Consider the following 20,525-nt stretch of genomic DNA (forward strand, 5'->3'; position numbering starts at 1 on the left):
CGAACCTTTCCTCGTCAATGCCGCGACAGCCAGTTGCCGAGATCGACGTCCAATCGCTCGGCAGGCTCGTCCGTTCCGACGGCCGTTTCGATGGCAGCTTTCAGAACCGCGACCGACAGACCAGTTTCTTGCGAGATGGCGGCAAGGTCATCGTGTTCTGCCTTGGCGCGCAAAAAGACACCTTCGTTGAGGATACGCTTGATGCGCAGGGGAAAGCGCCTGATCTCCTCGCCCCAACGTAACTCCAGAGTGGTTTGATATCGCCTTATATCGAAGTGCTTGTGCTGGGATTCGAGCACACGGTAACCCCAGATGCCGAGATCCCCGACCAGCAGCGCCGCAAAATCCGGTTCGTCCTCCGCCTTGATGTCGACGAGTAGCACATAGGAGGGGCGTCCCTTCTTGCCGAGGCTCGAAAGCAGCTGCACGTTCTTCGCGCCCATCTCGGTCATCTTGTCGATGACGTGCCCAAGAAGTTCGCCTGGCACGTCGTCAATCTGGGCCATGATGAGGATGACGCCGCCTGACATCAGAGCGCCATGGATTCGACGGCAACGAGAGCGGCGGCCTCGGCCTTGGCTTTTGTCCCGGGGATGCCCGCTGAAATAAGGCCTGCAGCTTGCGCTTCACTTGCGGCATCCGAAGCGTTCATCTTCCCCATGGCCGCCGCGACCACGGCAGGAATGGTGACGTTCATGATGACATTGCCGGCAAGCAGCAGTTCGCTCGCAATCGGCGCGAGCGCCGTCAGGAATGGCGCGCGCTCCTTGCCAATACCCTGCGCCACCTCGGCAATCACGGCGTTGATAATGCCCTCCATATGGATCGTCTCGCCGCCGACGGTGACTTCAGCATCAAGCGCAGGATCGAAGGCGAGCCAGCGTGCTGCCATCTTGCTCGACCGGCGCGCACCCTTACTGATCTTGGTGAAATGCACCTTGATCGTTTTGCCCCTGGCTTTGGTCAGAAACTCGGAGCCGCGCTTTTCGACGAGCAACTGCCGCTCCTCGTCCATGGCGCGCACGATTTCGCCGACAGTCTTTCCGGCTTCGAGATCGTCGTAGCTGCGCGCGGCGCGCGCATAGAGCGACTTGGTGACCATCGGCGTCGACGACATGATCATGGCCTCAGTGACAGGGCCGTTGCAGATCTGTGTCGCCTTGCGGGCGACGATGTTCATCGCCACCATGGCAGTCTCCGGATCAAAGCTGAAACCGAGCCGCCGCTCGCGCAGCGCCCGTGCTACGCTCTGTTCGGTCGAGCCGTCCTGCAACAGGCACATCAAGGCGATAACGGCATCGCCGCAGACATGGCCGAGCGGCGGATTGACCGGCCCGGCGCCGGCGCCGCAAATGCCCTCTTCGAACACCGAAACAATCTCGTCAAGCGCCATGATGCCGATGACCGTCGGCCCACCGATATCTTTGAGGATCAGGCCCAGGTCGCCGATCAATTTTGCCGTTTCGATTTCCTTGCCGGTGACGCGGACATGAAGCTTTTCCGGCAGGCCCGCGGTGCGCACGGCGGCGCGACCGGCGACGAAGGCGCTGGTTACCTTGCCATAGGGACCATATTCCTCGGCGACATCCGCGTCCGGATGGATGATTTCGAGGATCGCCGCGGCACCGAAAAGAGCGGAGAGGAATTTCTGGCTCGGCATCCCGGCGCCGGACATGGCATCCATCATTGCCTTGGTGCCGATCGCCGCCCCTCGCTCCGCCATGCCGGGAAAGATGAAATCTTCGCCAAGTGCACCGTGACCGACCATCACGCCGCCGCCGACGCCTTCGGGGATGTCGCGGCCCTGAATCGGCGAGAGCTCGCCCTTCATCATCGCTTCATAGACGGCGGCAACGGCGGCAAAGCCCGAAATCTTGTTGTTCATCTTGGCTGTCGGTACCGCGGCAAGGCCAGAACGGCTGACGCCGGCGATCATACGCGCCGAGGAACCCAGCTTGCGGTTGCCGGCGGGAATGCCGACTTGGGCGTTGGCGCCGCAGAGATAAAGAAGCGTTGCCGCGATCAGCGCCGCGTTGGCGCCATCCGCACCCCCTGCCTTTGCGACCGCGATGGTCTTGGCCAGCAGATCGTCGATCGGCTGGTGGACGGCGTCTGCGAACTTGACTTCGGGGCTCACGCCCCGGCGCAGCTCCGTAGCAATGACATTGCAGACGGCGACCACCGGAATGTTGAGCATGCCATGCCCGCCGGTGAGCGCCTCGACGCGATCACTCGTCAGCCAGCCGGGATTGGCGTTCGCCGCCATGATGGAGGCGAGAATGACCTTTTCGCGCTGCGCTGCTGTTTCCATGATCGTCTACTCCTCCCATCCCGGTTGTCAGAGCCGGATTTGTTGGCTGAATTTGAGCCGATCACGCGCGTTCCTTCCTGAGAGGCTTTCTCCTGTGGGCCTCAGCGAGAGGACCCAAGTTGGCGCATGTCATCCCAACCGGGAAGAGATAGCACGAGACCATTATGGCAATAAGCGGCATTTTCTCATGGATTCATGATAAAAAATCATAATGAAATAGGCCTTCAGTTCACGCCGAAATCCCACGATCCATGACGACACCTCATGATTGCGTGAGAACAAACCATTTTTTCTCATGACGCTTCTTCGTTACGTCTTCGGCTGTGGTGCGCACTTAAGGCGCTCAAATGCAGCAATTGCGGAGGACTTCGAATGCTCGAATGGGCTAAATACCGGCAGGAATTATCATCGCGCGTAGGTGAGTTGGGGCGGCTGTCGCCGGCAACGCTTGAAGGTGTGCGTACCCTTGGCGGAGCCGGTGAGAAAACTAGTCAACTCGATGCCAAAACCCGCGAGTTGATCGCGCTTGCGGTTGCGGTGACAACCCGCTGCGACGGCTGCATTGCCAGCCATACGGCCGAGGCGGCGAAAGTCGGGGCCACCCGTGAGGAGATCGCCGAAGCGCTCGGCGTTGCGATCGCACTCAACGCAGGCGCAGCGCTGGTCTACTCCTCACGTGTTCTTGATGCATTCGACACTGTAGCTGGATGATCGACTGGTGCATCGTTAGCGATATCCCTTACGTCTTTTATTATTGGCCGGCGGTTGCATCAGCGACCGTCCGGCGCATCTCGTCCAATCCGAAACGTCGGAAAGTGAAGCGCAGTTTCTGTCGTGAGTGGAGACGCCGCCAAAGATCACCGGACCGCCGCCTTGAGCCCAAAACGAATGGCGCAACATCTGCTCCCACACCGTCTCGATGTCGTTTGGATCGTGACCCGGCAGGAATCGTTCGGCGAGCTTGCGTATCATCGGGCCGACGGCCTCGGATGCCGTACCGAACGCCAGTGCAGCCTCGCCTAGCCCGGTGATGCCTTCGTCGGTATGAACGCGAGCAAAGACAGGCCGCCAGAGTGCGATGCCGTTTTGCCCGGAGAGGTCGATTTCAAGCGTTTCGGCTTTCGTGATCTTCATGGCAGTCCTCCTCAGGTGAGCAGATCATCCGGCTTGTTCGAGCGCCCTGCGACGTCCATAAGTGCCAGCCAGCGCGAGACCGGCGAATGCGAGCGGAATGAAGGACAGCCAAAGGATCGTGCTCCAGCCGTAGGCTGTAAGCAGTCCTCCTGAGAGGAAAGAGCCGAAAGTCATCGTTCCGAATACCGCGAAGTCATTGAATGCCTGAACCCCTGCCTTTTCCTCGGGTCGGTGGCATTCGAGCACCAACGCCGATGCACCGACAAACCCAAAATTCCAGCCAACTCCGAGCACGATGAGGGTGATCCAGAAATGCGCCACATCGACACCCGCCAGTCCGACACTGGCCGAAATGCCCGTCAGCACGAGGCCGGCCATCACGACGCGCGGCGCACCGAAGCGCGTGATCAGCCGCCCGGTGACGAAGCTTGGCCCATACATCGCGATCACATGCCACTGAATAGCGAGGTTGGAGGACTCTTGGCTCAGGCCGCAGAGCTTCATCGCGAGAGGTGCGGCGGTCATGAGGAAGTTCATGAGCAGATAGGAAACGACACCGCAAATCACAGCCGTTATGAACCGGGGCTGGCGGGCGATCACCCCGAGAGGACGGCCGCCTGACACCTCCTTCTTCGTGGGCTTGGGAAGGCGAACACCGATCAGTAGCAGTGCCGAGAGCGCAGCTACTCCCGCCTGGGCGAGGTAGCTCGCCGCAAACATATAGGGCATCGACAAATACATGGTGTTATTGACAAGTTGCGGGCCGATCACGCCCGCGAAGACCCCGCCTGCCATCACCAGAGACAAGGCGCGCGGCCGCCGTTCGGCGGGCACACAGTCCGCGGCCGCAAAGCGGAAGGAGAGAACCACCGCCGCATAGGCGCCGCCGAAAACCATGGCGGCGCAGTAAAGCCAGAAAGAGCCGATCACAACCGCGAGCGCCGCCAGCAAACCGACAAGCACGCCGGACCCTGTTCCCACGAGAAATGCGGTACGGCGGCCATAGCTTTGCGCGATGGCGCCGGCGGGCAGCGTCGAGAGCGCCATGCCGACCACGAACATCGAGATCGGCATGGTGGCGAGTGCTGGGGTGGGCGCCAGCGTGTTTCCAGCGATCGCTCCGGTGGAATAGACCACCGCAGAATTCGCGCCACCGAGCGCCTGCGCGATCGTGAGCCTCGCGAGGTTTCCGCGCGCGGCGTCGTAATGCGATGAGGATTCAATCACTTTGCTTGCGGTAAATTCTGACATTCTGCTTCACAAGGCATGAGGATATACGTCCGGCGCGAGCTTTCCCGCGTCGGTCGAAAGATGCATTTAGGCATCAAATGCGAGGTAAGTTAGCGCAATTTCAGTTGGCTGTATTTCAATGGACTGACAAATGATGTAGAATATCTGCCAAAAGAAAGGTGAGTATGATCTGGCATCCGATCACAGCGCCGTCCGGGCTTCGGCCGCCTCAGCCGATAACGGTACGGGCGCAGTCGATTCCGCCCCGCCATTACTTCCCGGATCACTCCCATACCTGGCATCAACTGGTCTATGCCATCTCCGGGGTGCTGACCGTCTATACCGAAAAGGAATCCTTCGTGATTACGCCGGATCAGGCCGTATGGCTGCCGACCGGGATCGTGCACCGCGTAGGTTCGCTTCTTGGTGCAGTCTTCCGCAGCCTCTGGATTGCCGATGAAGCCGGCGCAAACCTTCCGAAGGTTCCGACGATTTTCATGATGTCGCCGCTGCTGCGGGCCCTGATCGTCGAGGCCACCGGTCTGGAGGCTCAATCAGACAGGGATGGCTATTCCGGCCGCGTTACCGCCCTGATCCTTGATCAGCTCGTGCGGGTTCAACCCCTGCCCTCAGCGTTGCCCTGGCCGCGGAGCTCTACCCTCACCGCTTTGTGTGAGGCGCTTTATCTCGACCCGACCGATAACCGGGGGCCGGAGGAATGGGGACAAGATCTGAACATTTCGCCTCGAACATTGGCGCGTCGTTTCAACACGGAGCTCGGCATGAGCCTGCGGTCATGGCGCCGGCGCCTGCGGCTCTTCCGCTCGATCGAGCTCTTGGGTGGGGGTCTCGGCGTAACACAGGTCGCCATGGAGCTTGGCTATGGCTCGACGTCCGCTTTTGTTTTTGCTTTCCGCACCGAGATGGGCAGCAGCCCACAGGCCTATATGCGCAGGCATATCAGCGAGAGAACGGAATTGACGGCGGCGATCGCGAGTCAGAGTGTTCCGGCAAAAACTGGCCTGTGACAAATCTGTTGCGCCGCGACAGCGATTACATCGGCGGATCGAAGGCCCGGATTTCCGGCAGGTTGCTGTCGAATCGTTCCACTTGAACCGTCGTCAGTTGCCCGGTGCAGCCCTGCGCCAGTGCCGAGGTGCCGATGTCGCGGGTCAAGACATTCGGATTGTCATGCACTGTCTGGAACGGACATTGATGCCCCGCTCGAAAAGCAGATTCTCGCGCTCACCAGACGCGGAAAGCAAAGCCATACTGCGTGCACAAATGATCTCAGCGGGAAATCGGTGTGCAATGGGGCTAATCGAATATCCAGGGGCATCCCCGCGCAACGGCGGTATCCATTTCAATAAAAAGCGGCGCGTCCGAGACGCGCCGCTTCGAGATTCAGGTACCGACGAAAAGGCGTCAGGCGCCGGCGGTCTGCGTATGGGTTGCAAGCTGCTCTTCGTGGTTGTTGAACAGCACGTGGACGGCATCGTGGCCTGCCGGCGTGTAGTTCTGCAGCGTGGCGACCACATGAGTTTCCGAGCCAGTATTGATGCTGATCTTCGTCGAGTTGGTTGCGGTATCGACCGCCGCCGTCATCGACGCGACAGCACTCTCCTCGGTCATCCCTGGATGTTCGCCGACCAGCGCGTTGAGCAGGTTCGAGACATCCAACTTGTCGCCGTCTCCCTTCGGGCTGAAGTCGGTGATGACATCGGCCATGTTGAGATTGTGCAAGGCCTGAGCGTCGAGCACGAAGGTATCCGCGCCGGCGCCGCCAGTCATGGTGTAACCGCCGCCGCTCGTCAGCGTGTCGCTGCCGTCGGTGCCGTAGAGATGGCCGAGCCCGCTGAAATCGATCTCGGCATAGTCACCGTCGTGGCCGAGCGAGAAGTCGCTGGCCGAGTAGTCGCCGGTGAGACCGATGCTGGCGGTGTGGGTGCCGTCGGTGACGGTCAGCACGCCGCCGGTTCCGGCCGCGTTTTCTGTATAAGAGAGGCTGGCCGTTGCGGCAGAGATATCGCCGAACCGCAGCGCATCATTGCCGTCGAGGCCGGCGATCGTGCCGGTGAAGGCCGCCGCGTGGTCGATGGTGATGGTGGCCTGAGCGTCCGTGCTCAGCGTGATCGCCTCGCCGAACGAACCGCCGATTTCGAGGCTGGCATGACCCGACAACAGCGCCGTGCCGCTGCCGCTGACATTGCCCTCGATATTAATATTGCCGCCGTTCGCCCACAATAGGCCGTCGTTGACGACGCTGCTGTGTATGTCGAGGCCGCCGGTGCCGGTCGCCTCCAGCGTGCCGGTGTTGCTCACCGCGTTGACACCGGTGTCGATGACGAGTGCGTGGCTGCCGTCAGCAATAATCGTGCCCTCGTTGACCAGCGTCAGGTGACCGTCGCCGAGCTGGCCGGCACCGGAGATGGTGTTGTCAACGTTGGTCAGCGTGACATCGTCGCCGCTACCGAAGATGACGTTGTGCGCATCGTCGGACAGCGTCACCGTGCCGCCTCCGGTTAGGCTGAGACCGTGCTGCACGATTTCGAAGGTCGTCTCGCTGCCGGTCGAGGTGATGTGGATGCTGCCGGTGTTGTCGAGCGTGCCGCTGAACGGCATCAGCGCACCGTCGCTAAGCACCATGTCGCCGGTATTGTGCGTCACCACCGCCTCGTTGAACAGGAAGTCGTTCGCCGTAAGAGACGCGGCGCTGACGCCCGCCAGGGTGATGGTCTCGCCATCGCCGAGGGTGATGACGGCATTGCCCGATGCGTCGGTCGACAGATGGGCCTGAACGTCCGCGAAGCTATTGAAGCCCGCAAAGCCAATCAGATCGATCTTGTCATGCGCCGTATCGAAGTTGTGCACGACATCGGTGCCGATAGTGTTTGCGAAGACCAGCGTGTCGTTGCCGCTCGACGCGGTCAGCGTATCGTCGCCCGACCATGCGAAAATCGGCGAACCCTTGGCATAGGCTTCGACGTTGTCGGACATGGTGGCCATGCCCGTCGAACCATCCGCGTTGGTCCAGGTCTCGGTGACCTGAAGAACCACTGCGCCGGTGACGCCATCTGGCGACGTGACCGTCAATGACGACGGATCGTTCGTCACCACAGACCAGGTGCCATCGGCATTATGCGTGCCTTCGCTAAGCGTCCAACCGGCCGGCATTCCAGCAATGCTCAACGTGACCGCGCCAACGTGATGCGATGGATCTGAGAGCGCGAGGTTAATGGCCTCGCCGGCGACCCCAGCGGGCGCGGAAGTTGTATAGATCACACTCTCGGTCGCGGTAGACGATCCGCCATCCCCGTCACTCAGGCTGAAAGTAACAGTCCTGTTGCCTCCCGAATTCGCCGCCTCACTGAATTGAATGTCCTTTAGCAACGCCGTTACCGCAGCCGGCGTAGCATTTGCGTTGAAACTAACCGTCAGTGTTGGACCAGTGGATGAGAAAGTACCAATAGTCATCCCGCCATAAGTCACATTGCCGGAGCTTGAACCCCCGATGGTCAACTTGTCTGAGGCACCCGACGAAACAACGGAAAGTGTTCCGCCGTTGAAATTCGACGAGTCAGCGTCCGTGACAAGAGCGTGCGGTACCAGATTAACGGTGCTCTTCCTTGCGTAACTGATTGATGCATCGTTTCCGCTGGTCCCAGTATCCAGATCCAATACCGGCGCCACATCTTGCTGCGCGGCGACAGTGAGCGTCGTTGTGGTTACACTGCTATCTACCGCCCCATCGTTGACGGACCAACTGATCGTCCGGGTCGCTGCGCTGGAACTGATCGACGAGAACGTCACGCTATCCAGGACAGCCTGGTAATGCGCCAGCGTATCGTTCCCGGTCAGCGTCAATACACCGGTTGCGGCGTTGTAGCCTGCCGTAATCGACGTCCCCGTCAGCGTCGCCGACAATACATCGCCGCTCGCAAAGCCGCTCGAGATGGAAACCTTGGCTGAGGCCAGTGTCGTATTGTCGACGTCCGCCACGGTCGTCGTGCTCGAAAGCACCATCGCGGCGGCTCCCGCGGTATAGGACGCAGTCGCAGCAGTGCTGCTCAGCACTGGGGCATCGTCCGTACCGTTGATCGTGATATCGATCTGCTGCTGCGTGCCGTCCGCCGTGGTTACCGTGATCAGGTCGTGCAGCGTCGTGTTGCTGCCGGTGCTGTTGAGTGCCTGCACAGCATTATTGCTGTTGTCGAGGGTATAGCTCCACTGCCCGTCAGCGCCGATCGTGAAGTGACCGTAGCTCGTCGCCACATTGCTTTGTGCTGTAAACGAATGATCGCTGTCGACGTCCGTCGCCGAAAGTGCGCCGTTCGCCGTCGGTACTCCAGCCGTCCCGTTGTTGATACCGCCGGCTTCCGTCACGCTCTTGGCAACGTCACCGCTGATCACAGCAGCGTCGTTCGCACCGTTGATCGTGATGTCGATCTGCTGCTGCGTACCGTCCGCCGTGGTTACGGTGATCAGGTCGTGCAGCGTCGTGTTGGCGCCGGTGCTATTGAGCGCCTGTACGGACGCATTGCTGTTGTCGAGCGTGTAGTTCCACTGCCCGTCAGCGCCGATCGTGAAGTGACCGTAGCTCGTCGTCACGTTGCTTTGCGCGGTAAACGAAGGGTCGCTGTCGACATCCGTCGCGGAAAGTGTGCCGTTCGCCGTCGGTACTCCAACCGTCCCGTTGTTGACACCACCGGCTTCCGTCACGCTCTTGGCAACGTCGCCACTGATCACCGCTGGATCGTTCGTGCCGTTGATCGTCACCACGATGTCATGGGTCGTTCCGTCAACAGAGGAAACCGTGAACGTGTCGGTTTTGCTCTGATTTGCACCCAGGCTCTGCACAGCCGATAGGCTGTTATCGACCTTATAGCTCCAGTTGCCGTCCGCATCGATCGTCAGCGTACCAAGATGCGTGCCGTCAGGCGCTATAGTCGTTGGCCGGAAATTGCTTTCACCTCTATCAGCATCGTTGATCGTCAACGTGCCGCTTGCCTGCAGATAGCCGCCGACCGCGCCGTTGTCTTCGGTGACAATGCCGGTTTCGGTGCCGCCAAACACAGCCGCGTGGTTGACGTGATCGACTTCGACGGTGAACGCACCTGTGCCCAAGGTCACTGAGTCACCATCGGCGTCCGTCGCCTTCACATATTGCGAGAAGTCGAGCGTCTGATCCTTGGCACCATCGAACGTCTGGTTCAGCACAAACGTAGCATGGCCGCTGGTGTCGACTGTCAGCGTGAAGACCGCGACGCCGCCTGCCGAACCGGTGATCGTATGCCCATCCGTGCTGTCGAGGGTGATGATCGCACCGTTGTAGGTCAACGCAGTGCCGCCTGTCAGGGTGTCGGAAGAGCCGGCTGCAACGGTGTTAGCCGACCAGGTCAATGGGCTGTCGGCACCAGAGTTAACGAGCGAGGTCAGGTCCTTCGTTATCGTTGCGGAACCGGTCGTCACCACACCATCGTCGGAGAGGGTTACGGGATTCCCGGCACCAGTCAGCGTCGGCGCGTCGTCGGCGATATTGAACGTCAGGGTCTCCTGAGCCGTTTTACCGTTCATATCCGTCACCGTATAGGTGAACTGATCCGTATCTTCTGATGGGTTCAAGCCCGCATGAGTCAGCGTGTAGCTATATGCACCGTTCGCATCGATTAGGAGATCGCCGTAGGAACCGTGGATAGTCGTCGTCTGGCTGTCCGGGGCAATTTGATCGACGCCTATCGGCGTGCCGTCGGCGCCCGCGACGCTGGTGATATGCGGATTATCCAGGTTGCCCAGGGCAATGCTGCCCGTAGCTGTCAGTTCAGAAGGCTGCGGGTTGGAGCCGCCCGAAAGATTGGCCTCCGAGAGTGGCGTTGCATCGACTGTCGGAGCGAAGACCGTCGGGGCGATGACAGCGGATGTCGTCTGCGTCGCGACATCGCTGAAGCCTTGGCCATCGCTATAGCTCACGGTCAAGACCAACGAATGCCCGACATCGGTGCCCGTCACGGTGTAGGACGATCCGGTGCCGAGAACCGTTTGGGACTGATCGTCCGCCCAGCTCCACGAATAGGTCAGACCGGACTGCCCGTGATCCGGGTCGTCGGTCGCGATCGCCGCGTTCAGCGTGTCGCCCGCGACGACCGCGTTACCTGTATGTGTCGTCTGATCGGCAATCGAGACCGTAGCCCTGCCATCGTCAACGGCCGTCACGGTAACTGTCATCGTATGAGCGGTCGACGTATCGGCGCCGCCGTTGGCCGTGCCGCCATTATCCTGCACCGTGAAGCCGAAGTTCGCGGTTTCGGTCGCGCCGGCGAAGCCCGACGAGGGCGTGAAGTGGAGCGATGTAAGCTCGTTGGCGGCGATGTTTTGACCGACCGCGACTGCAGTCGTGCCGAGGTAAAGCGTGCCCTCGGCCGGCAGGCTGGTGATGGTGACGTATTCCAGTGCGTTGCCGTCGACACTGTCGCTGAAGGCGAAGTCCGTCGACTTGAATTGATAATCCGTATTTTCAGCGGTGGAGATGCTTCCGTCCGCCGTGGTCGGCGCGTGGTTGACGCCGTCGACCCTGATGGTGAAGGTGCCGCTGGTTTTGCTGCCGTCGCCGTCGGTGACCGTGTAACCGATCGAAAGTATCGAGGAGTGGCCGAGCGCCAGGGCATCGAGTGCGCTGCCCGGGGTGACGGTCACGTGACCGGCGTCGATCGTGACCATGGAGGTGCTCAGCGTCGACCCGGCGAGATCTCCGTTGGCGCTGACGCTGTCGACATGGATCGGCCCGCTCTGGGCCGCTCCGTCGGCGCCGAAGGCGATGGTTCCGGAAGCCAGTGCGAAGGTCGCGCTGCCGTCGTTCTCATGCATCGATCCGAGCCAAGCGGTGTGTGCAATCGGCTTGTCATCTGTGATGTTGAAGGTCAGGGTTGCAGTCTGGCTTTCACCGTCAATCGGCGCGTCGCTGACCGTGACGGAGAAGGCATCATGGTTGCCCGTCCCGCTCGTGGTGCTGATCAGCGTATAGGTATAGTTGATGGCCGTCGTGGTGACGCTGAGAATGTGCAGCGTTCCGTAGGCACCCTGAATGGTGGCATTGGTATCGCCATTGGCGATTGTGGCGCCGACGTTGAACATATGGCCATCGATCGTCACGGTCGAAGGCGCATCGCCTGCGGAAATTGCGATGCTGCCCGTATGGACGTTGTCGACGCCGGCCGACCCCGTACCACCCGACAAGCCGCTTTCGCTGACGCTTGCCACCAGATCCGTCGAAGAGATTGCGGGAAGGTTGTCCGTAGCCGACTGGACGACAATGGTGAGGGCGCCGTTGCCGAGGGTTATGGAATCGCCGTCGAAATCGGTCGCCGTCACAAGGTTCGAGAAGTCGAGCGACAGGGCGTTGCCGCCGTCGATCGGATGATAAAGATCGAATGTGGCGTGACCGCTGGTGGGGTCGACAGTCAAGGTAAAGACCGTAACGCCTCCTGCCGAGCCGGTGATCGTGTGCCCATCCGTGCTGGCAAGCGTGATGGCCGCGCCGTTGTAGGTCAACTCGGTACCGCCCGTCAGGTTACCGGAAGACGTTCCAGCGGCGACCGTGTTCGCCGACCAAGTCAACGGGCTGTCGGCGCTGGCGTGGACGAGCGAGGTCAGATCCAGTGTTGTCTCAGCAGGATCATTTGTGGGTGTTGTCGTCGTGTCGGTGACATGGATGTTGTCGACCGTGACTGTCAGCGAGTTGTCATGCGGATCGATCTCGAGCGACGTCAGTTGTTTGCCTTCGAGGGCGGTGCCGGCAGCAGAGAAGGTCGTACCGGTAGTCGTCACCGAATACGTATGGCCTTGCGCATCGGTGCCGATGATCGTGACCGTCTTGGACGACGGGCCTTTGTGGTCAAACACACCGATATCCATCTGTGTCACGACAAAGGTCGTTCCCGTGTTGGACACGAGCACGATCTCACCACCCTTAGACGACGAGCCTACCTCACCGCCGCTGACGCTGCCTTCGGTAACCGTCAGCTTGGCGGCCGAAGGGTTCACCGTGTCGAAATCGACGGTGTAAGATCCCGTCGTCACCACGGGGGCATTGATCGCCGTTTCCGAGACGGTCGCGGAAACCGAGGCATGATCAACCAACGTCGGCACATCGTCGGTGACATCGACCGAGAAGCTCTGCGTGCCGCTCGTGGTGTCGCCATCGCCATCATGCCCGGCAACCTGGAAGGTCAGCTTGATATCCGAGAGATTGGTTTGACCGTTGACGTCGTCGAGCGATTTGTAAAGCGTGAAGTTGTAGGCGCCGCTGGCGTGGCCGCTGTCCTGAGACAGGACAACTTTGAAGACCCAGCCCGACTGGTCGGCGGCATTGCTGCCGGTGTAGGCGATGAGCGTCATGCCGTCACCGCTGAGCGAATAGGACAGCGCGTGGCCGCCAGAGCTGAGCTTAGTCGCATCAAGCGTCTGATTGTTGCCGTAGCTTGCGGTGAAATAGCTGCCGTTCGAACGCGGTACGAAGGTGACAGCATGGGCGGCCGGGCCGTCGGCGCCGAAGGCGAAATTGAGGGCAACCGCACCAGTGCTGATGCCTGAGGGCGACAGCGAACCCGAATTCGTCAGAAGGTCATGCTCGGCAAGTGTCTTCGTCGATACGGCACCGCCGATCGACGGGCCGTCATCATCGAAGCGAATGCTGCTGCCGATGGAAACGGACTTGGCGACGGTGTCGCCGTCGCTATCGGTCGCGCTCAGCACCGCCGAGAGCTTGCCGGTGAGATCGACCGTATCGCCGTCCGACTTCGACATGTTCGGGTTGGCGAGCGACATGTACTGGGCGATGCTGACCTTGCCGCTGTTGTCGAGGCGGATCGCAAAGGCGATCTCGCCGTCGGCGATCTTGCCGACAACCGTGCCGTTGGCGAGCTGCGAGAGCGTGATCGCCTGACCAGCCGTCGTCGTCAGGCCGGAGTCGGCATTGTCGATATGAAGCGTCAGGCTGCTCGTCGTACCCGACGCATCGTCGGCGCCCATCGAGACCGACGGCGAGACGACGTTGTGCTGAGCGTAGACGGTTGACATATCGGGATCATTGCCGCCAGTGATGCCCGCAAACAGGCTCTTGACCGCATTGCTTGCGTTGACGTCGTTGTCGCCGCTGCCGCTCTCGTCGATCGTGATCGAGCCAGTGAGGGCAAGATCGACCTTCGGCGCATCGTCGACGATCGTGACTTTCAAAGCGCCGGTCAGTGTCACGCTGTCGCCGTCGCCGTCAGTCGCCTGGATGACGGAACCGAAGTCGATGGCCGAGATCGAGCTATTGCCTGAGCGCAGGTCGTTGCCGGGACCAGCGACGTTGTCGAGCTGATCGTACTGCTGGAAGGTGAAGCTGCCGTTGCCAGACAGCGACAATGACAGGACCGGGCGGTCGAAGACCGGGTTGTAGCCGCTATGGTGGTCATTATCGACATAGCCGATGATCACGTTGTTGACCACGGCATAGGAGAGCGCTTCGCCACCCGAAGTCAGATGCAGAGCGGTAAGCGTCGACGCCGCATTGGCGGTGAAGCTGAAGCCGCCGCCGACCGCTGCGCCATCGGCACCGAAGGAAACGGTGGACGCAACGGAACCGGATACCGTGGCCGCAAAGCCGAAACCGAACAGTGCGGGCTGCGAGGACGATCCGTCATGCGTGCCATCGAGCGCGCTGTTGCCATGCGACAGGAGATTGTAAATGTCGCCCTCGTCGGCCCTGACTGCAACGGTCGTGCCGGAAGCAACCGGGACGTCGTCCGTGATGGCAATCGCCAGCGAGCCGTTCGCTGTATCACCGTCGCCATCGGTGACCGTGAAGCCGAAATTCAGCGTCAGGCTGTCCTCGGTCGTCGACGACGTCGAATGTACAAGCGGCGCATCCGCGGTGAAGCTGTAGGAACCGTCCGAATTGATCGTCAGAACCGCAACGGTGGCATGGCTGGAGGCACCGATTGCCGTCCAGGTCGTCACACCGTTCGCCGCAGACGACGTCCAGGACACGGTTTCCTGATGGCCGATGCCGTGGCTGTCGAGGTAGATCGCCTTCAGCGTCGGCAGGCTGTCCATCGACACGCCCTTGACGCCATCGGCACCGGCGGAGAACAGAGCCCCTGCGTCGCCATTGATCGTCTTCGCGTCTGCGGCGCCATCCAGATTGCCATGTACCTGCGCATCGTCGTTGAGCGGCGTCGAGGTGGCATCGACCTTATAGGCGATTGGTGCATCGTCCTTGATGGTGACCGTCAGAGAGCCGCTGGCCGGATCGCTGTCACCATCGGCGACGGTGAAGTTGAAGGTCAGATCCTGCGTATTTTCTGCGGTCGGGCTTGCCGCGTGAGCGACCGGCGCACTGAGCGTGAAGCTGTAGGAACCGTCGGCGCCGATTGTCAGCGTCGCGACCGTCTGGCCGCTATCTTTGCCCGTCGCGATCCAGATCGTCTCGCCGCCTGCGGCCGTCGTCGGGCTGCCCCAAACGACTGACTCGACATGGGCAAAGCCGTCCTTGCCGGTATAGATGGCGCTGAAATCCGTCGTCGCTCCGAGCGTCACCTGATGGACGCCATCAGCGCCGCCCGAAAAGAGCGTGCCGCTCGCGCCAGTGACCGTGTCGATATCGGTTACGCCGACCGTATCGGGATTTCCGCCCTTCAGGGCGTCGTCGTTCAGCGTCACGCTGTTCACGGTGACAGTGTTTGCCAGCGGCACGTCATCCGTAACATGCAAGGTCAGCGACCCCGTCGACGCATCGTTGTCACCATCGGTCACCGTGAAGGTGAAGGTCAGCGGCAAGCTTTCTTCCGTCGTGCCGGAGGTCGGGTGGACGAGCGGCGCAGTGGTGCTGAAGGTGTAGGAGCCATCGGCATTGATGGTCAGTGTGGCGACGGTCTCGTGATTGGCGCTGGAAGCAACCCAGGTCGTCGCACCGCCAGAAATCGTCGGCTTGCCCCAGGTAACGTCTTCCTGCTGCGCGAATCCGTTGGTGTCGACATAGATCGTCTTCAGAGCCGGAAGGCTGGACTGATCGATCGAGACGCTTGCAGAACCGTCGCTGCCAGCGCTGAACAGGGCGCCGGCAGCGCCCGAGACACTATGCGCGTTGGCGTCGTTGGCATCCGGGTTTCCGCCGATCTGCGCATCGTCATTCAGCGGCGAGGCAGTGTTGTCAACCGTGTGAGCGACAGGCTTGTCGTCGGCAACGGTGATGGTGAAGCTGTTCGTGGCGGTATCGCCATCGGAATCGGTTGCCGTGTAGCCGAAGGTCAGCGTGATCGCATCCGAACCCTTGGCATCATCGAGCGACTGCACCAGCGTGAAGTTATAGTGGCCGTTGTCGGTATCCGAGACTGTTGCGTAGAAGACGATGTTAGAGCCGACCCCGCCCTCGCCATTCGTCAAGGCCGTTGGAGCAGTCTCGCCGGTGTAACCGACCAGTGTGCCATCGGCCAAAATCGCCGTGTGAACGGCCAGACCATGCGAGCTCAGTGCCTCGCCGTCCTGGCCCTGTGCCGTGACCGTGGCATCGGTGAAGGCAACCGAGCGGTCGCCGGCGCCACCCTGGTCGGTGTTGGCGTTGTCGGCACCCCAGGAGATGTTGAGCGAGCCGGTGGTGATGGCATCGGTCTCGACATGCGGGTTCTCGTTACCGCTCGCCAGAGCGCCTTCGGTAACCGAGCCTGCATCGCCGGTCGCAGCGACGGGCTTGTCGTCGGCAACGGTGATGGTGAAGCTGTTTGTGGCGGTATCGCCATCGGAATCGGTTGCCGTGTAGCCGAAGGTCAGCGTGATCGCGTCCGAGCCCTTGGCGTCGTCGAGCGACTGAACCAGCGTGAAGTTGTAGTGGCCGTTATCGGTGTCAGAGACCGTGGCGTAGAAAACGACATTGGATGCGGAGGTTGCCGTCGGAGCGGCATCGCCGGTGTAACCGACCAGTGTGCCATCGGCCAGCAGCGCCGTGTGAACGGCAAGACCATGCGAGCTCAGTGCCTCGCCGTCCTGGCCCTGTGCCGTGACCGTGGCATCGGTGAAGGCAACCGAGCGGTCGCCGGCGCCGCCGTTGTTGGTGTTGGCGTTATCGGCACCCCAGGAGATGTTGAGCGAGCCGGTGGTGATGGCATCGGTCTCGACATGCGGGGTTTCGTTGCCGCCCGCCAGCGCGCCTTCGGTAACCGAGCCTGCATCGCCGGTCGCAGCGACGGGCTTGTCGTCGGCAACGGTGATGGTGAAGCTGTTCGCGGCGGTATCGCCATCGGAATCGGTTGCCGTGTAGCCGAAGGTCAGCGTGATGGCGTCCGAACCCTTGGCGTCATCGAGCGACTGAACCAGCGTGAAGTTGTAGTGGCCGTTGTCGGTATCCGAGACCGTCGCGTAGAAAACGACGTTGGATGCGGAAGTTGCCGTCGGAGCGGCCTCACCGGTGTAACCGACCAGTGTGCCGTCGGCCAGCAGCGCCGTGTGAACGGCAAGACCATGCGAGCTCAGCGTGCCGTTGTCCTCACCCGTCGCCGAAACTGTGGCGTTGGTGAAGGCGACCGACCGGTCGCCGAGGCCGCCCTTGTCGGTGTTGCCGCCGTCAGCACCCCAGGAGATGTTGAGCGAGCCGGTGGTGATGGCATCGGTTTCGACATGCGGGTTCTCGTTACCGCTCGCCAGAGCGCCTTCGGTAGCCGAGCCTGCATCGCCGGTCGCAGCGACAGGCTTGTCGTCGGCAACGGTGATGGTGAAGCTGTTCGTGGCGGTGTCGCCATCGGAATCGGTTGCCGTATAGCCGAAGGTCAGCGTGATCGCATCCGAACCCTTGGCATCGTCGAGCGACTGAACCAGCGTGAAGTTATAGTGGCCGTTGTCGGTATCCGAGACTGTTGCGTAGAAGACGATGTTAGAGCCGACCCCGCCCTCGCCATTCGTCAAGGCCGTTGGAGCGGCCTCGCCGGTGTAACCGACCAGTGTGCCATCGGCCAGCAGCGCCGTGTGAACGGCAAGACCATGCGAGCTCAGTGCCTCGCCGTCCTGGCCCTGTGCCGTGACCGTGGCATCGGTGAAGGCAACCGAGCGGTCGCCGGCGCCACCCTGGTCGGTGTTGGCGTTGTCGGCACCCCAGGAGATGTTGAGCGAGCCGGTGGTGATGGCATCGGTCTCGACATGCGGGTTCTCGTTACCGCTCGCCAGAGCGCCTTCGGTAACCGAGCCTGCATCGCCGGTCGCAGCGACGGGCTTGTCGTCGGCAACGGTGATGGTGAAGCTGTTTGTGGCGGTATCGCCATCGGAATCGGTTGCCGTGTAGCCGAAGGTCAGCGTGATCGCGTCCGAGCCCTTGGCGTCGTCGAGCGACTGCACCAGGGTGAAGTTATAGTGGCCGTTATCGGTGTCAGAGACCGTGGCGTAGAAAACGACATTGGATGCGGAGGTTGCCGTCGGAGCGGCATCGCCGGTGTAACCGACCAGTGTGCCATCGGCCAGCAGCGCCGTGTGAACGGCAAGACCGTGCGAGCTCAGTGCTTCGCCGTCCTGGCCCTGTGTCGTGACCGTGGCATCGGTGAAGGCAACCGAGCGGTCGCCGGCGCCACCCTGGTCGGTGTTGGCGTTGTCGGCACCCCAGGAGATGTTGAGCGAGCCGGTGGTGATGGCATCGGTTTCGACATGCGGGTTTTCGTTGCCGCTCGGAAGCGCGCCTTCGGTAACCGAGCCTGCATCGCCAGTGGAAGCGACAGGCTTGTCGTCGGCGACGGTGACGGTGAAGCTGTTCGTGACGGTGTCGCCATCGGAATCGCTTGCCGTGTAGCCGAAGGTCAGCGTGATCGCATCCGAGCCCTTGGCATCGTCGAGCGACTGAACCAGCGTGAAGTTATAGTGGCCGTTGTCGGTATCCGAGACCGTGGCGTAGAAAACGACGTTGGATGCAGAGGTTGCCGTCGGAGCGGCCTCGCCGGTGTAACCGACCAGTGTGCCATCGGCCAGCAGCGCCGTGTGAACGGCAAGACCATGCGAGCTCAGTGCCTCGCCGTCCTGGCCCTGTGCCGTGACCGTGGCATCGGTGAAGGCAACCGAGCGGTCGCCGGCGCCGCCGTTGTTGGTGTTGGCGTTATCGGCACCCCAGGAGATGTTGAGCGAGCCGGTGGTGATGGCATCGGTCTCGACATGCGGGGTTTCGTTGCCGCCCGCCAGCGCGCCTTCGGTAACCGAGCCTGCATCGCCGGTCGCAGCGACGGGCTTGTCGTCGGCAACGGTGATGGTGAAGCTGTTCGCGGCGGTATCGCCATCGGAATCGGTTGCCGTGTAGCCGAAGGTCAGCGTGATGGCGTCCGAACCCTTGGCGTCATCGAGCGACTGAACCAGCGTGAAGTTGTAGTGGCCGTTGTCGGTATCCGAGACCGTCGCGTAGAAAACGACGTTGGATGCGGAAGTTGCCGTCGGAGCGGCCTCACCGGTGTAACCGACCAGTGTGCCGTCGGCCAGCAGCGCCGTGTGAACGGCAAGACCATGCGAGCTCAGCGTGCCGTTGTCCTCACCCGTCGCCGAAACTGTGGCGTTGGTGAAGGCGACCGACCGGTCGCCGAGGCCGCCCTTGTCGGTGTTGCCGCCGTCAGCACCCCAGGAGATGTTAAGCGAACCAGTGGCGGTCGCGTCGCCGGTCGCGTGGGTCAGGGCTGCGTTGCCGGCGGACAGAGCTGCTTCGGTAACCGAACCCGCCGTGCCAACGGCCGCAACCGGCACGCTGTCTCTGATATCGACGGTCGCGACAGCCGAAACAGTATGGCCGCTCGTGTCGGAGACCGTATATCGAAATTGCAGTTCAAGCACATCGCTGGCCGAATTGGCGCCGCGGGGATGGTCGAGAGCAGCGAGCTGGGTGAAGGTGTACGCGCCGGTCGAGGCGTTGAATACCAGCGTGAAGACCGTGACGCCATTAGCAACGCCCGTGACCGTGTGGCCGTTCTGGGTGACGACAACGGGAACGCCGCCGGAGGTCAGCCCTGATAGCTGTTGAGTGCCGCTACCGGTAATTTCTGCCTCGCCAACAAGCGTGACGGTGGTGATCGAGGCATTATTGCCGCCGAAGCCGAAACGGCCGGTGCTGCTTGTCGTGAGGAAGGTGCCAGTGCTGCTGCCGCGTTCGATCAGCGAGGCTGTTTCGGTCGCCTGCTGAAGGATAAAGGGAACGCGAGTCTGGGTGCCAGACAGATTGCCGCCGTTGCCGTTACCGACTATGTTGCCGGGGCCGAGCAGACCAATAAGATTGAGTGGTGTGCGGGCATTCGCGGCCTGGCTGTCCGTGAACTGGTGGCCGGAATCCGTGCTATTACCGGCATGAACCGAACCGTCGGGACCTTCGGCGACGTTGATGCCCTGCTGCTGGAGAGCCGCGACAACTGCCTGCTGCGGCAGCGTGACTTCGCCGATCAGGAAGGTCGGGACATGCAGTGCACCGTTGATGATGACGATACGCGTGCCGTCGGCCTGGATGAGAACAAGGTTGCGACCCTCGACGTGGATGTCGTCGATCGAGGTGTTCGCCGGCAGATGGACGATGTTGCCATTGTCCGGCACGATTTGGATCGGCTGACGGGTTTCGGCGTTTTGCGGCTCGTTGGCGGCAACGCGCGCAGTCTTGCCGTTCGCCTGCTGCTCGGCGGCCTGTGCCAGCTCGAACGCGGCAACATCAGCATTCTGCGACAACGACAGCGACCGAGACGCATTGATATCGGCTGCAAGGCCCTCGCTCCGGTCGCCCGATGCGAAATCGTTCGAAACCGCTTCGTGGTCTACCGTCGAAATGCGCGAATCTTCCATAAGTCTAACTCCCGGTGTCTCGTAATTTGACGGCAAT

Annotated in this window: 8 protein-coding genes; 2 read left to right on the forward strand and 6 right to left on the reverse strand. The window is 61.4% G+C overall.

Annotated elements, in window-relative coordinates; translation table 11 throughout:
- Positions 1-14: 14 nt before the first annotated feature.
- Together larC and QA646_RS26190 are read right to left on the reverse strand one after the other, a co-directional pair.
- On the reverse strand, positions 15-530 hold the full coding sequence (gene larC / locus QA646_RS26185) for a nickel insertion protein (RefSeq protein ID WP_283059644.1): 516 nt from the start codon (positions 528-530) through the stop codon (positions 15-17).
- Positions 530-2,311 carry a hypothetical protein gene (locus QA646_RS26190; RefSeq protein ID WP_283059645.1) on the reverse strand — a complete coding sequence of 594 codons (1,782 nt, stop codon included), beginning with the start codon at positions 2,309-2,311 and terminating at the stop codon, positions 530-532. Before QA646_RS26190 ends, larC begins: the two co-directional genes overlap by 1 nt.
- Positions 2,312-2,683: 372 nt before the next feature.
- Here QA646_RS26190 and QA646_RS26195 point away from each other — a divergent pair, with 372 nt between their 5' ends.
- A complete protein-coding gene (locus tag QA646_RS26195) occupies positions 2,684-3,022 on the forward strand; it encodes a carboxymuconolactone decarboxylase family protein (RefSeq protein WP_283059646.1) in 339 nt (112 codons plus the stop codon).
- Positions 3,023-3,037: 15 nt separating this feature from the next.
- On the opposite strand, the gene QA646_RS26200 is transcribed toward QA646_RS26195, so the two are convergent.
- Both QA646_RS26200 and QA646_RS26205 read right to left on the reverse strand, forming a co-directional pair.
- The gene (locus QA646_RS26200) at positions 3,038-3,445 is read right to left on the reverse strand and encodes a hypothetical protein (RefSeq protein ID WP_283059647.1); all 408 of its coding nucleotides are present in this window, start codon (positions 3,443-3,445) and stop codon (positions 3,038-3,040) included.
- Positions 3,446-3,469: 24 nt separating this feature from the next.
- Positions 3,470-4,696, reverse strand: coding sequence for an MFS transporter (locus tag QA646_RS26205; RefSeq protein ID WP_283059648.1), 1,227 nt, complete (start codon positions 4,694-4,696; stop codon positions 3,470-3,472).
- Positions 4,697-4,860: 164 nt separating this feature from the next.
- Here QA646_RS26205 and QA646_RS26210 point away from each other — a divergent pair, with 164 nt between their 5' ends.
- Positions 4,861-5,703 carry a helix-turn-helix transcriptional regulator gene (locus tag QA646_RS26210; protein WP_283059649.1) on the forward strand — a complete coding sequence of 281 codons (843 nt, stop codon included), beginning with the start codon at positions 4,861-4,863 and terminating at the stop codon, positions 5,701-5,703.
- 25 nt (positions 5,704-5,728) lie between these two features.
- Here the strand turns inward: QA646_RS26210 and QA646_RS26215 are convergent, their stop codons facing one another.
- On the reverse strand, positions 5,729-5,851 hold the full coding sequence (locus tag QA646_RS26215) for a hypothetical protein (RefSeq protein WP_283060574.1): 123 nt from the start codon (positions 5,849-5,851) through the stop codon (positions 5,729-5,731).
- A 249-nt stretch (positions 5,852-6,100) separates the two neighbouring features.
- Positions 6,101-20,488, reverse strand: a complete 14,388-nt coding sequence (locus tag QA646_RS26220) for a VCBS domain-containing protein (protein ID WP_283059650.1) — start codon at positions 20,486-20,488, stop codon at positions 6,101-6,103.
- Positions 20,489-20,525 lie beyond the last annotated feature (37 nt).

Source organism: Rhizobium sp. CB3090 (assembly GCF_029714285.1).
In the GTDB taxonomy this organism is placed as follows: domain Bacteria; phylum Pseudomonadota; class Alphaproteobacteria; order Rhizobiales; family Rhizobiaceae; genus Rhizobium.